The following is a 13,306-nucleotide window of genomic DNA, read 5'->3' on the forward strand; positions in this document are numbered from 1 at the left end:
CTGCATACACTTGATAGTGAATGATTGTATGGAGGAGGTTTAAAGATGCCATTGAGCCATAAACGTCAAACAAGGGAGATCATTACGAAGGCAATTTGCGGCAAAGGTCGTAAGTTTTCTACCGCAACCCATACCGTAACTCCACCGCATCATCCGACCAGCATCCTGGGTGCCTGGATTATCAATCACCAGTATGAGGCGGTTGCAGCCGGGAGCGGAATCGAAGTGATCGGTACCTATGATGTGAACATCTGGTACTCGTATGACAAAAACAAACAGACCGAAGTTGCCAAGGAAACGGTCTCCTATGTGGAGCTTATCCCGCTTTCGTATCTGGATCCCCGGCACCGTGCTTCCACTGTTGAGGTCTCTGCGGATGCAACGCAGGAGCCAAACTGTGTGGAAGCCGGTGTCTCTCCCGGCGGCGGCAGTGTAACCATCCGTGTGGAACGGGAATTCGAGGCGGAGCTGGTGGCTGAAACCAAGGTCCGTGTCTATGTTGCCGATCAAAGTGACGATCCGGAGGATAAGGACTACGACTTTGATGGTGAGAGCTTCGATTACGAGGATCTGGATCCCGATGCGCTGGATGATGAGCTGTAAGGAAGGTTTCGCCGCTGCTAACTGAATATTGATGGGTATGAAACCATTATATGATGAGGGGGCAGCGGCGAAGAGGGCGGATGCCCTCCTTTTTTAAATTTTTTTGCGGAAACGGTGCCGTCCCTTGTGATGGTGAACCGTTTTTTGCTTTCTATACATATCTGGCACCGGGCGGGTGAAGGAATGCGGGTGGAAGACGGGAAACGAAAGAGTGAGGTTGTGCGGATACGTGAAAGGGAACGAATTAGTGAAGGTGTACGGATAAGTGAAGTGGATCGAATTAGCCGGGGCTTTCGGGTGAATGAAGGAATGAGAATGAGCCAGGGTGTACGGATGAATGAAGAAGGGATGAGAATGAGCCAGGGCTTACGGATGAATGAAGGGATACAGGTGTTTCATGGGTTGTCACCTGCAAGGAGGGAGCAGAGGCTGCGGCGCAGTGGTGTTGAAGCAAAACTGAAGAGGTACTCGGGTCGAATATCGAGTGGACAGAAGGCTAGGGAGCGGGAGCTGTCCGCTAGAAAAGCAGGTGTTACAGCCTCAACAAGAGTTAAACCGAGTGCACGGCAGATACAGCAGAGATTGCGTTACAGAGTTGCTGTATTCAATCTTGTTGCCATTGAAATCAAGCAGCTTGGAATCGGGGCAGGGATGAGCGGGACGTACGAAGCTCAGGTAGAGCGATTGAATACGGAATCGAGAATGAGGAGCCACTCAACACATGTAGATGGTGATACTTATGGGGATGATCAGACGGTAATTGAAATGAATGAAAATATAATTGAGAATGATAATGAAGAAGAATATGAGAGCAGGCTTATAAACAATCCAATGATGGGCCGTGGGCAGACATTGGTTCAACCGCCTCGCCGGGGAGTAAATAAGCTTCTTGAGGCTATTGCTGCCCGTACACTCTATAGCCTGGGACTTGACAGCGGAGAGGTGCTGCTCGTTGCTAAGGGTGAGCGGAGGTATGTCGTGGAGGATGTGATTCCACTGCAGAAGCACACCGGAAGACCGCTGCCTGAGCCTTACCGAGCGGCTGCAGAGGCTGTGGCCCGTGAACTTGCCCTTGAGGCACGGGGCAGGCCCAGCCTGCTGATGGGCATGGACCCGGAGTTCCTGCTGCAGCAGGAACTCTCCGGCCGCGTCGTGCCCGCGTCGCGGTACCTGCCCACGGACGGCGTCGTCGGCTGCGACGCCGGGCCCCCGGGAACGCGCGGCGCGTTCCCGGTCGCGGAGCTGCGCCCCCGGCCGCGCGCGAAGCCGCGCGACCTGCTGGCGCAGCTCATGTCCGCCGCGGCTACGGCGGACCGCCTGATCGCCCGCCCGCTGCGCTGGCGGGCGGGGGGCATGCCGCTGCGGGGCTGGGCCCTCGGCGGCCACCTGCACTTCAGCGGCGCGCTGCTGACAGCGCCGCTACTGCGCGCGCTCGACAACTATCTCGCGCTGCCGATGCTGCTCCTGGAGGACGCCAGAGCGCAGGCGCGGCGTCCTCGGTACGGCGTGCTCGGCGATTTNGGGGGCATGCCGCTGCGGGGCTGGGCCCTCGGCGGCCACCTGCACTTCAGCGGCGCGCTGCTGACAGCGCCGCTACTGCGCGCGCTCGACAACTATCTCGCGCTGCCGATGCTGCTCCTGGAGGACGCCAGAGCGCAGGCGCGGCGTCCTCGGTACGGCGTGCTCGGCGATTTCCGGCACCAGCCGCATGGCGGCTTTGAGTACCGGACCCTGCCGAGCTTCCTGGTGTCTCCGGCCGTCGCCAAGGGGGCCGTCTATCTGGCTCACCTGATCGTGAGCCATTACGAAGAGCTCCCCCTCCGGCCGCTCGACAGGGAAGACCTGCATGCCGCCTACTACAGCGGCGACAAACCGCCGCTCCGCGAAGCCTTCGCTCCGCTTATGAGCCAGCTTCGCGCCTTGGGCAGCTACCGGGAGGCTGCCCGCTACATAGAACCATTATTCCGTTATATCAAGGAAGGCAGAACCTGGGATGAATCGCGTGATATCCGCGGCCTGTGGTGCCGCTCTGAAGCGCCGTGATGCGGCGCTTTTTCTTTATTTCTATCAACAACGAGCGGGGAAGCATATGCCACTTTTCACCTATGGGATAACTCTGCCGGATACTTTCTGCTATAATGGAGGTTAGCATGAAATAGGCATGGAGGTAGACCATGGCACAATATACGCCAATGATTCAACAGTATTTAAAAGTAAAGGAAGGGGCTAAGGATGCCTTCCTCTTTTTTCGCTTAGGCGATTTCTATGAAATGTTTTTTGAGGATGCCCTGCTGGCATCGAAAGAACTTGAGATTACGTTGACCGGCCGCGATGGCGGAGTCGACGAGAAGATTCCCATGTGCGGAGTGCCTCACCACGCTGCCGAGGGGTATATCCAGCGGCTGATCGAAAAAGGCTACAAAGTCGCCATCTGCGAGCAGCTCGATGATCCGGCAACGACCAAAGGCATGGTGCGCCGGGATATCGTGCGGGTTGTCACGCCGGGTACTGTGATGGACGGCAAGATTTTGTCAGAGAAAGCCAACAACTATCTGGTATGCGTAACCGAACATGACAGCATGATGGCACTGGCAGCCTGCGACCTGACTACGGGGGAACTTTATGTAACATCGGTTCTTTCCGGGGCGGAGTGGCTGCGGGATGAGATTGGGATTTATGAGCCGGCCGAGATTATCGGAGACGCTGCGCTTCTGGATCAAATTAAGAGTGAAGCCGTATTCGGGGCTAAACCCGTGGTCTATACCCCTTGGGATAAAAGGGACGAGGAGCTGGCACGCCGTCAGTTCGGTGAAGCGGCTTGGGTACGTTTGGAGAAGGAGCGGGGCTACTGTCTATCACTTTTGCTATCTTATTTAAATGAAACACAGCGCCGTTCACTTGGTCAGCTAAGTCAGATTTCTCCCTATGAGCCCGGCAACTACATGATCCTTGATCCGTTTACCCGCCGCAACCTGGAGCTGACTGAAACCGTACGCGAGCGTTCGAAGAAGGGTTCACTGCTCTGGCTGCTGGACCGGACGGAAACCTCGATGGGAGCGCGTCTGTTAAGGCGGAGAATAGACAAGCCCTTGCTTCAGCGCGCTCCCATCGAACGGAGACTGGAGGCTGTTGATTATTTATACAACCAGTTTATCGTGCGTGAGGATCTGCGACTGGCACTGAAAGAAATATATGATTTGGAGCGGCTGACTGGACGGATTGCGTTCGGGAGTGCTAATGGCAGGGATATGAATGCCCTGAAGCTGTCGCTGGCACAAATCCCGGCTCTGAAAGAGATGTGTTTGGCATCAGGTTCGGCGACTTTGCGTGAAATCGGCGCTTCTATGGATGAATGTGGCGATCTGCGGGAGGACATCGACCGGGCCATCGTGGACGATGCGCCTGTGTCGGTGCGGGATGGCGGAGTGATCCGTGGAGGCTACCACACCCGCCTGGATGAACTGCGGGAAGCTAGCAGCAGCGGTAAACGCTGGATCGCCGAGCTTGAAGCGAAGGAACGCCAGGCCACCGGGATTAAATCACTGAAGATCGGCTACAACAAAATTTTCGGATATTATATAGAAATAACCCGCTCCAACCTGGCTGCATTACCGGAAGGACGGTACGAACGCAAGCAGACTTTGGCGAATGCGGAGCGGTTTGTTACCCCCGAGCTGAAAGAAAAGGAAGCACTTATTCTCGAAGCTCAGGACAAAATGACCGATTTGGAATACAGCCTGTTCGTTGAACTGCGTGAACGTCTGAGCGCCCAAATTCCCCGGCTGCAGAATCTGGCTGAAAAAGTTGCCGAGATTGATGTATACCAATGTCTCGCAGCAGTTAGTGCAGAGCAGCGTTTCGTGAAACCAAAGCTATCTGAAGGATACGACCTTGTTATTGAAGGCGGCCGCCATCCTGTGGTCGAAGCTGTCCTGAAAGACTCAGATTTTATCGCCAACGGTACTAATCTGAGCAAGGGAGACGGCAATATACTGCTTATTACTGGACCTAACATGGCTGGTAAAAGCACATACATGCGCCAGGTTGCACTGATCACCATTTTGGCGCAGATTGGCTGTTTCGTTCCTGCGGGAGCGGCGGAAATTCCGCTTATCGACCGTATCTTTACCCGGATTGGCGCGGCCGATGATCTCATCGGCGGACAAAGTACGTTTATGGTGGAAATGGCCGATATCCAGGTTATGACGGAAAAAGCAACCCCGCGAAGCCTGATCATCATTGATGAGCTGGGACGCGGTACCTCGACCAGTGAAGGTATGGCCATTGCCCAGGCGGTTATTGAATATGTACATGATACGATTGCCTGTAAAGCGCTGGTCTCCACCCATTTCCATGAGCTTGCTCATCTGGAAGACAGCCTCGGCGGTCTGCGTAATTATTCCATGGCGGTGCAGGAGAGCGGGGACAAGGTCAATTTCCTGCGCAAGCTGGTGCCTGGCGCGGCGGACAGCAGCTATGGCATTTATTGTGCTCGTCTGGCGGGTCTTCCTGAAGGGATCATTGACCGGGCTTACGGGCTGCTGCTGGAGATTGAACAGTCCTCTGTGATTGGTAGCGGAATGCACACGACCCTTGATAGAGAGGCGCAGCATCGCGATAGCGAAGAGGGCGCTGACCGGAATCCATACAGCAACTCCGTTAGAGAAAATACAGATGAAAAATCCGGATTTTCCGTTTCTGAAGCGGTCAGCAGTGAACGCAGCAACCTTGATCATCATTCGATGACAGGCTCGGCTTCCCGCACGGCTGTAGCTGAGGCTTCAGCAGCACAGGAATCTTTTAATGGAGAAGTTATGGAAGTGGTACAACTCTCTATCTTTGGCGATGAGGAGCCTCGCGGACGCAAAGGCAGCCAGGCAGCTGTAGTACAAGCACCGCCTGACAATCCGTTCCTGAAGCAGATTATCGCAGCGGTCAAAGAAGCTGATTTAATGAATATGACTCCGCTGCAAGCGATGGGCTTATTAAATGATCTGAAGATGAAGGCCAAGGAATTATAATCGTGTTTATCCGGGAATAGGATGCCGTAGATTAGTGCGCTTAACCTTACTCGTATGGTTTTCTTACACCAGGTGAAGGTGATTTATCTACCTGCTTATCGTGTTCAATTGCATTTTGTGCAATAGATAGGCGGAGTGACGGCTTAAAGTAAGTATTCTATTGCATTTTCTGCAACAGATAAGCGGAAATACGTCTTTATGTAAGCATTCTATTGCACATCGTGCAATAGATAAGCGGAGTGATGGCTTAAAGTAAGCATTCTATTGCATTTTGTGCAACAGATAAGCGGAAATACGTCTTTATGTAAGCATTCTATTGCACATTGTGCAATAGATAAGCGGAGTGATGGCTTAAAGTAAGCATTCTATTGCATTATGTGCAATAGATAAGCGGAAATACGTCTTTATGTGAGTATTCTATTGCATTTTTTGCATTAGATATGCGGAATAGCGACGTTATGTGAGCATTCTATTGCATTTTTGCAGCAGATTTATGGGCTCCCCCCATTTTGAAGGATCGATTCTAAGATCTATTGTACTCTTTACAATCAAAGTGCATTATTTCACTGAAAATTTCCTGTTTTATTGCATGAAATGCAATTAGGTAGGTCTGTAATATAAGATCTGCTTACACAAGAACTAATAATATTTTTTATCCAGCGGGGTGAAGAAGAATGGCTAAAATACATGTGCTTGATGAGCATATTGCCAACCAGATTGCAGCCGGGGAAGTGGTGGAGCGCCCTGCTTCGGTGGTGAAGGAGCTTGTGGAGAATGCGATAGATGCCGGTAGCACGGCGATCGAGGTCTTGGTGGAGGAAGGTGGACTCCAGAGTATTCGTGTCAAGGATAACGGCTCGGGAATCGAAGCAGATGACTGTGAGACTGCTTTTTATCGCCATGCCACCAGCAAAATCGCCAACGGCCGGGATCTGTTCCAGATCACCAGTCTCGGGTTCCGCGGAGAAGCACTGCCATCTATTGCAGCCGTATCTAAGGTTTCGCTGCTGACAGCCAGCTCGGACGATGGTAAGGGCAGGCTCATCCGGATTGAAGGCGGCAAGCTTATTGTGAATGAAGATGCACCCGCGAAGCAGGGAACCGATTTTGAGGTGCGTGAGTTATTTTTCAATACTCCGGCGAGACTGAAGTATATGAAGAGTATTCAGACAGAGCTCGGACATATTTCGGATACGATGTATCGCATGGCGCTTGCCCATCCCGGCATCTCCTTCCGGTTCCTGCATAATGGCAACCAGCTTCTTCATACACTTGGCAATGGTGATTTACTGCAAGTCATCGCTGCTGTGTACGGTACATCTGCTGCCAAAGCCATGCTGCCAGTAACGGCTGAAGATCCGGATTACCGGATATCCGGTTATATTAGCCGTCCGGACTGGACCCGTTCCAACCGCAATGCCGTAACCACCATCGTCGGCGGGCGATATATCCGCAGCAATGGCTTGAACGCTGCCATTATGCGCGCTTACCATACACTCCTGCCGATCAACCGCTATCCATTGCTGGTGCTTGAACTGGACATGCATCCTTCACTGGTAGATGTGAACGTACATCCTGCCAAGCTGGAGGTCCGTTTCAGCAAGGAACCGGAGCTGTACAAGTTTGTAGAGGACGAGCTCCGCAAAGTGCTTATGGGCCAGACGCTCATCCCGCGTCCAAGCAGGGAAACTATCGGACCCAAGGGCAGCTCTTCGTTTATTCAGGAACAGTTCGCTTTTACAAAGGACAGAAGTCCGGGCTCTGAAGTTAGTCCGCAGGATCCGGCAGCTTCTGCGCATGCTCCTATCACTGGCAATAATAGAGAGCAGTGGGGCAACGGCGGTTCACTGTCAGCAAGCAGGGCTGGTGATGCATCGGTGTCAGGTTCGCTCAGAGGCAATCAGCAGATAAAAGAAAACGGACTGCCGGGTGGTGGCGGTTATACGGCACAGTCTACGTCAAACTCCGGTATACCGGGTGCAGGGGGTTATTCGACTTCACAAGGAGCTCCTCAGTTCAGTGAACAGGGGCGGGGCGGAAGTTATCCTTCTGCTCAGACACCTAGAGAATCTGGCAGGGGCGGGAGCAATACGACTCCTCAGGCTTCTCCGCAGTTCCGTGAAGCGAATCGAAGCGGAAGCTATATGACACCGCAGTCTGCTGGCGTGCCATCCCGTGAGCTGGCTGCGGCGATGGAAGAGCTGTGGGCACCTCCCGCCGGAGCAGAGCCGTCACTGCCGGCTTTTCCGGAGCTTAGCTATATCGGTCAGCATCATGGAACTTATATTATTGCCCAGAATGATGAAGGCTTGTTTCTGATTGACCAGCATGCCGCCCACGAGCGGATTAATTATGAATATTATTATGAAGAATTCGGACGTCCGGCCGATGCTTCGCAGGAGCTGTTAATTCCGATTACTCTGGAATTCACCCCGTCAGAGAGCCCTCAGCTGAGCGAACGGTTGCACTGGTTCGAGAAAGCGGGCGTATATCTGGAGCATTTTGGAGGACAGACTTTCTTGGTCCGTTCCCATCCTTACTGGTTCCCAAAAGGTGAGGAGAAAGAAATTATCGAAGAGATGGCGGAATGGGTGCTGAGTGAGAGAAGTATTGACCTTGCGAAGCTGCGCGAGAAATCGTCGATTCTGTGCTCCTGCAAGGCATCCATCAAAGCGAACCATAAGCTGACGGAACAGGAAGTTGACAGTCTTCTGACACGTCTGGGGGCCTGTAAGCAGCCTTATACATGTCCGCATGGGCGTCCGATCGTAATTTCTTTTTCGGCATATGATTTGGAGAAATTGTTCAAACGGGTGATGTAATGAACCGCTGACACACCCGTATTTAGATTGGAGGCATCATGATTATAACTACGGGTAACCACCCGGTTCCAGATATCGTAGACCGTGCCGAGGCACTTGCCAAGCGGCTGCATTCGGTGTATAGACCACGGGGTACCTTCTCATTACCTAAACTTGCGGAGAGATACCGTGATGATGAGATTCTGATCGTACTTCAGGAGGCTGTAAGGCTGTACCGGAAAGGTATGCCTATAATGGAGTTTCACCCCAGTATGGGTTATGTCCGTGCGAAGCGGGTCCTTAAAGGCGAAATGGATCCGATGATTGAAGCGGCGGGAATGATGCCCGGTGACAGTGTGCTGGATTGCACCGCAGGTCTTGGTACGGATTCTCTGCTGTTTGCGGTATACGGAGGAGAAGGTTCACGGGTTACCGCGTTGGAAAGTTCCCTTCCCCTGTATGCTCTGTTGCTTGAAGGAATGGTTCATTATATTTCGGGGGAGCCATTGGTGAATGACGCATTACGCCGGATAGAGGTTGTTCATAGCGATCACCTTCAATATTTGAAAAAACAAGCGGATAATAGTGTGGACATCGTATATTTTGACCCGATGTTCCGCCAGCCGCTGAATGATTCTTCGGCAATCTCTCCACTGCGGGTATTCGCCAACGGTGCAGCTCTTTCTCCGGAAAGTGTGTCCGAAGCGGTAAGGATTGCCCGCAAATGTGTAGTACTAAAGGAAAAAGCACTAAGCAAAGAGTTCGAGCGTCTTGGTTTCCACGAACTGCTGCGCAATAAATCCAAAATTTCGTACGGGGTGATACAGATTGACGAAAGAAGCTAAACGCAGGCTGCTGGTGCTTCTGGGGCCGACTGCTGTCGGCAAGACAAGACTAAGCCTGGAGCTTGCGGCGGCTTACAATGCCGAAATCATTTCGGGAGACTCCATGCAGGTCTACCGGGGAATGGATATCGGCACCGCCAAGATCACTTCTGAGGAAATGCAGGGCATCCCGCATCATCTGATAGACATCCAAGATCCGGATTTCTCGTATTCTGCTGCTGAGTTTCAGGAACAGGGACGAAGAGCGATCGAGGAGATCAGCAGCCGGGGGAAATTGCCATTTATTGTTGGCGGGACAGGATTATATATCGAATCCCTCTGTTACGGCTTCCGGTTCTCCGAGGCAGTAGCGGACGAGGCTTTCCGCAAGGCGCAAGATGAGTTCGCAGAGAAGCACGGAGCGATCGCCCTGCATGCTAAACTTATGGAGGTGGACCCGGAAAGTGCGGCCAGATTACACCCCAATGACCGCCGCCGGATCATACGGGCACTGGAAATTCACCACCAGACCGATACGACGCTTTCATCCTCCCATGCTGCTCAAACCAAGGAGTCTCCGTATGAGCTTTGCCTCATCGGTTTGACAATGGACCGGAAAATGCTATATAAACGTATTGAAGACCGCATTGATCTAATGCTGGCTGATGGACTTGTGGAAGAAGTGAAAGGCCTCATGGACCGCGGCTACGGCAGGAGTCTCGTATCCATGCAAGGACTGGGCTACAAGGAGATTGCCGCTTATCTCGCTGGAGAGACCACATATGACGAAGCAGTGACGCTGCTGAAACGCGATACACGCCGGTTCGCCAAAAGACAGTTGTCATGGTTCCGCCATATGAAAGAAATTGAATGGATCGATGTTGGCGAGGAGCAAAACTTTTCCGGGAATTTTGAAAAAATACGTGATATAATAGCAGGAAAGTTTCTCTAAGGTCTTGAATATACTTCTGAACAATCTAATTGAACCATTGGGGGTACGACATATGAACAAGTCCATTAACATCCAAGATACGTTCTTGAACCAACTGCGCAAAGAGAATATCCCTGCTACAGTATATTTGACCAACGGGTTCCAAATCCGCGGGATTATTAAAGCTTTTGACAATTTCACTATTGTCATCGACAGCGACGGACGTCAGCAAATGGTGTACAAGCATGCGATTTCTACCTTTACACCGCAACGCAGTGTGTCTTTGATGCAGGACAACGGAAGCGCTGAATAACCGTTCTGAAAGATTCTACCGGCTTAAAGCGAAACCTTTTACATTATAATTCGTTTGAATAGAATGAAAGAGAGCAACCTGAGAGGGTTGTTCTTTTCATTCAGGGAAGTTCATATCAGATTTTTTTCCAAAAGGGAGTCAGGAGGCACCATGTCTAGAGATGAGATATCAAGGACGAACCGGAACAGAGATAGAGAGCAGTCCAAACCTAAACCGAAAAAGAAAAAGATATTAACCAAGAAAAGGGTGCTTTGGACGGTATTTTTCGCAACGGCGCTTGCAATATTTTGTGCGCTGGGCGGATATTTGTTCATTATGCTGAACGGCGAGAAGCTGCTGCAGGAGAACGGTGATAAACTGACGGTCAATCCGACCACTAAGATTTATGACCGGAATGCGAACTTAATCGGTGAACTGTCGTTAGAGAAAAGTGATCCCGTCGAGTACGATAAAATTCCTGAGCTGCTGATTAACGCATTTGTGGCTACTGAAGATAAGCGGTTTTTTGAGCATAAGGGCGTTGATTTCTGGTCGATCGGCCGTGCGGCGGTTAAAGATATTGCGGCACGCAGCATGGTGGAGGGTGGCAGTACCATTACCCAGCAGCTCGCGAAGAATATCTTTTTGACCCGTGATAAGACTTTTTTCCGTAAAGCGACTGAAGTATCCATTGCAGTAGCATTGGAGAACAAGAAGTCCAAGCCTGAAATCATCACCATGTATCTTAACCGTATTCCTTTCGGCGGTACTGTTTATGGTATTAAAGCAGCTTCCGAGCGTTATTTCGGTAAAAGCAATCTGGATGATCTGGAGCTGTGGGAAATCGCAACTTTGGCCGCAATGCCTAAGGGGCCTTCCCGCTATAATCCGCTCCGTAATCCGGAGCTTTCGAAGGAACGCCGCGCTGTGGTGTTACAGTTGATGTACGATCAAGGGTATATCAACGAGCAGGAGATGAATGACGCCAAGGTTGTAGACTATAACTATAAGCCGCCGGAAAGTAAACAGCGTTATCAGGCATTTATCGATTTTGCCGTGGATGAGGCTGAGGAGAAATTCGGCTTGTCTGAAGATGATCTAAATATCGGCGGATATAAAATCTATACAACGATGGATAAACATGCACAGCAGACAGTGGAAGCTGCTTTCGCGGATAGCAGTAACTTCGAAGAGAGCGTCGACGATGAGCCGGTGCAGGGCTCTATGGTCATTATGAACCAGGAGAACGGCAGCATTGTGGCTCTGCTCGGTGGACGTAACTATGAGAAAAAAGGCTACAACCGCGTAACTGGAAGCCGCCGCTCACCGGGTTCGTCGTTTAAACCCATCGTGTCTTATGCTCCGGCACTGGAGTCTGGTAAATTCACGATCGATTCCCAGTTAAGTAATGAGAAGCAGTGTTTCGGCAAATATTGCCCGAACAACATGCATGGATATTCCACCTCCATCAGCATGATCGATGCACTCACGAAGTCGGAGAATATTCCAGCCGTATGGCTACTCAATGAAATTGGAGTTAATACCGGCTTTAAGTTCGCGCAGAGCCTTGGGATTACTCTTGGAGATGACGACAAGAACTTGGCACTGGCACTTGGAGGGATGAGTAAAGGAACGAACACCCTGGAGATGGCGCAGGCGTATAGTGCTTTTGCTAACGGTGGTGAATTAAGAGAGGCCTATTCCATCAAGTCCATCGTGAACAGCGATGATGAGACGGTGTTTAAAGCGAACACCACCGCTGACCGGGTGATGTCCGAAGAGACGGCCTATCAGATGACCCAGATGATGCAGAATGTTGTAGAAGACGGGACAGGTAAAAAAGCCAGAATCAACCGTCCGGTTGCCGGCAAGACCGGTACGACACAAAGCGGTTATTCCGGCATCAGCTCCAACCGTGATGTCTGGTTTGTCGGATATACGCCAGAGTGGACAGCAGCCGTCTGGATGGGCTATGACGAGCCGGACAAGAAACATCTTTTGAAGAACAGCAGTCCGCTTGCCGCTGCTTTCTGGGGTAAAGTCATGGAAGAAGCGCTGAAGGATTATCCGGTGAAGCCGTTCCCGCAAGGCAATATCGACCTGCCGGAGCCTACAGAAGATCCTGCCACACTGCCAGTACCCGGGCTGACGGCAGAATATGATCCTTCCACGATGACGGTTAACCTGAACTGGCAGACGTTGCCGACCGAGGGAATTGAATACCGTGTATACCGCAGAGAAACCTCGGAACCGGAGTTCACAATGCTCCTGAGTACACTGTCGCCGAATGCGGCAGATATCAGTGCAATGCCGGGATTGGTCTATGATTATTATGTGACGGCTTACTATCCAGCTTTGGAAGTTGAGAGCCAGCCTTCTGATCTGGTTACGGTATCTGTTCAGGATGAAGCACCGACAGAAGAGCCTATACCGACGCTGGATCCGAATCAACCGACATTACCTCCAGACGATGGGGGCAACAATGGATCTGGTGGAGAGAATCCGGGTAACGGTAGCGGTGATAATAATGGAAATAATGGGAACGGCAATGGCAATGGTGGTGAACCATCTCCAGGTGCTACTCCTCCGTCCGCTACACCGCAGCCTACAGCATCACCTGTGATAGATCCGGGGGCCGGTGGAGGTGCAGCAGGGTCAACGGCAAGTCCGAATCCTCAGACCGGGTTTGTGGATGGAAAAGGAAAGTCCAAGCAGCACTTGACTAAATTTCATTAAAGAAGTTTTATTGTGTTAACATTCAATGCCCTGACTTTGTGAGCTCCGTGACTACGGATGATCATAAATGTCAGGGTTTCTTTTTGAGTGTATCTCCT

Annotated in this window: 8 protein-coding genes; all 8 read left to right on the forward strand. The window is 51.5% G+C overall.

Translation table 11 applies throughout. From position 1 onward, the window contains the following. Positions 1 to 45: 45 nt before the first annotated feature. The 8 genes from ACAN55_RS00850 (at position 46) to ACAN55_RS00885 (ending at position 13,208) form a co-directional block, all read left to right on the forward strand. Positions 46 to 603 carry an outer spore coat protein CotE gene (locus ACAN55_RS00850; protein ID WP_379126815.1) on the forward strand — a complete coding sequence of 186 codons (558 nt, stop codon included), beginning with the start codon at positions 46 to 48 and terminating at the stop codon, positions 601 to 603. Between the two features lie 1,107 nt (positions 604 to 1,710). Beyond that, the gene (locus ACAN55_RS24230) at positions 1,711 to 2,646 is read left to right on the forward strand and encodes a putative amidoligase domain-containing protein (RefSeq protein WP_489685758.1); all 936 of its coding nucleotides are present in this window, start codon (positions 1,711 to 1,713) and stop codon (positions 2,644 to 2,646) included. Between the two features lie 131 nt (positions 2,647 to 2,777). Further along, positions 2,778 to 5,624 carry a DNA mismatch repair protein MutS gene (gene mutS / locus ACAN55_RS00860; RefSeq protein ID WP_379126819.1) on the forward strand — a complete coding sequence of 949 codons (2,847 nt, stop codon included), beginning with the start codon at positions 2,778 to 2,780 and terminating at the stop codon, positions 5,622 to 5,624. 674 nt (positions 5,625 to 6,298) lie between these two features. Further along, on the forward strand, positions 6,299 to 8,446 hold the full coding sequence (gene mutL, locus ACAN55_RS00865; protein ID WP_379126821.1) for a DNA mismatch repair endonuclease MutL: 2,148 nt from the start codon (positions 6,299 to 6,301) through the stop codon (positions 8,444 to 8,446). A gap of 38 nt (positions 8,447 to 8,484) precedes the next feature. Then, positions 8,485 to 9,270, forward strand: a complete 786-nt coding sequence (locus tag ACAN55_RS00870; RefSeq protein WP_379126824.1) for a class I SAM-dependent methyltransferase — start codon at positions 8,485 to 8,487, stop codon at positions 9,268 to 9,270. Further along, positions 9,254 to 10,201, forward strand: coding sequence for a tRNA (adenosine(37)-N6)-dimethylallyltransferase MiaA (gene miaA / locus ACAN55_RS00875; protein ID WP_379126826.1), 948 nt, complete (start codon positions 9,254 to 9,256; stop codon positions 10,199 to 10,201). The genes ACAN55_RS00870 and miaA overlap by 17 nt, the downstream gene beginning before the upstream one ends. A gap of 52 nt (positions 10,202 to 10,253) precedes the next feature. Then, a complete protein-coding gene (gene hfq, locus ACAN55_RS00880) occupies positions 10,254 to 10,493 on the forward strand; it encodes an RNA chaperone Hfq (RefSeq protein ID WP_379126828.1) in 240 nt (79 codons plus the stop codon). Positions 10,494 to 10,643: 150 nt separating this feature from the next. Further along, complete coding sequence (locus ACAN55_RS00885) at positions 10,644 to 13,208, forward strand: transglycosylase domain-containing protein (RefSeq protein ID WP_379126830.1); 2,565 nt, start codon at positions 10,644 to 10,646, stop codon at positions 13,206 to 13,208. Positions 13,209 to 13,306: the final 98 nt, after the last annotated feature.

The sequence above is a fragment of the Paenibacillus oryziterrae genome, from assembly GCF_042610485.1.
Classification (GTDB): Bacteria; Bacillota; Bacilli; order Paenibacillales; family Paenibacillaceae; genus Paenibacillus_AQ.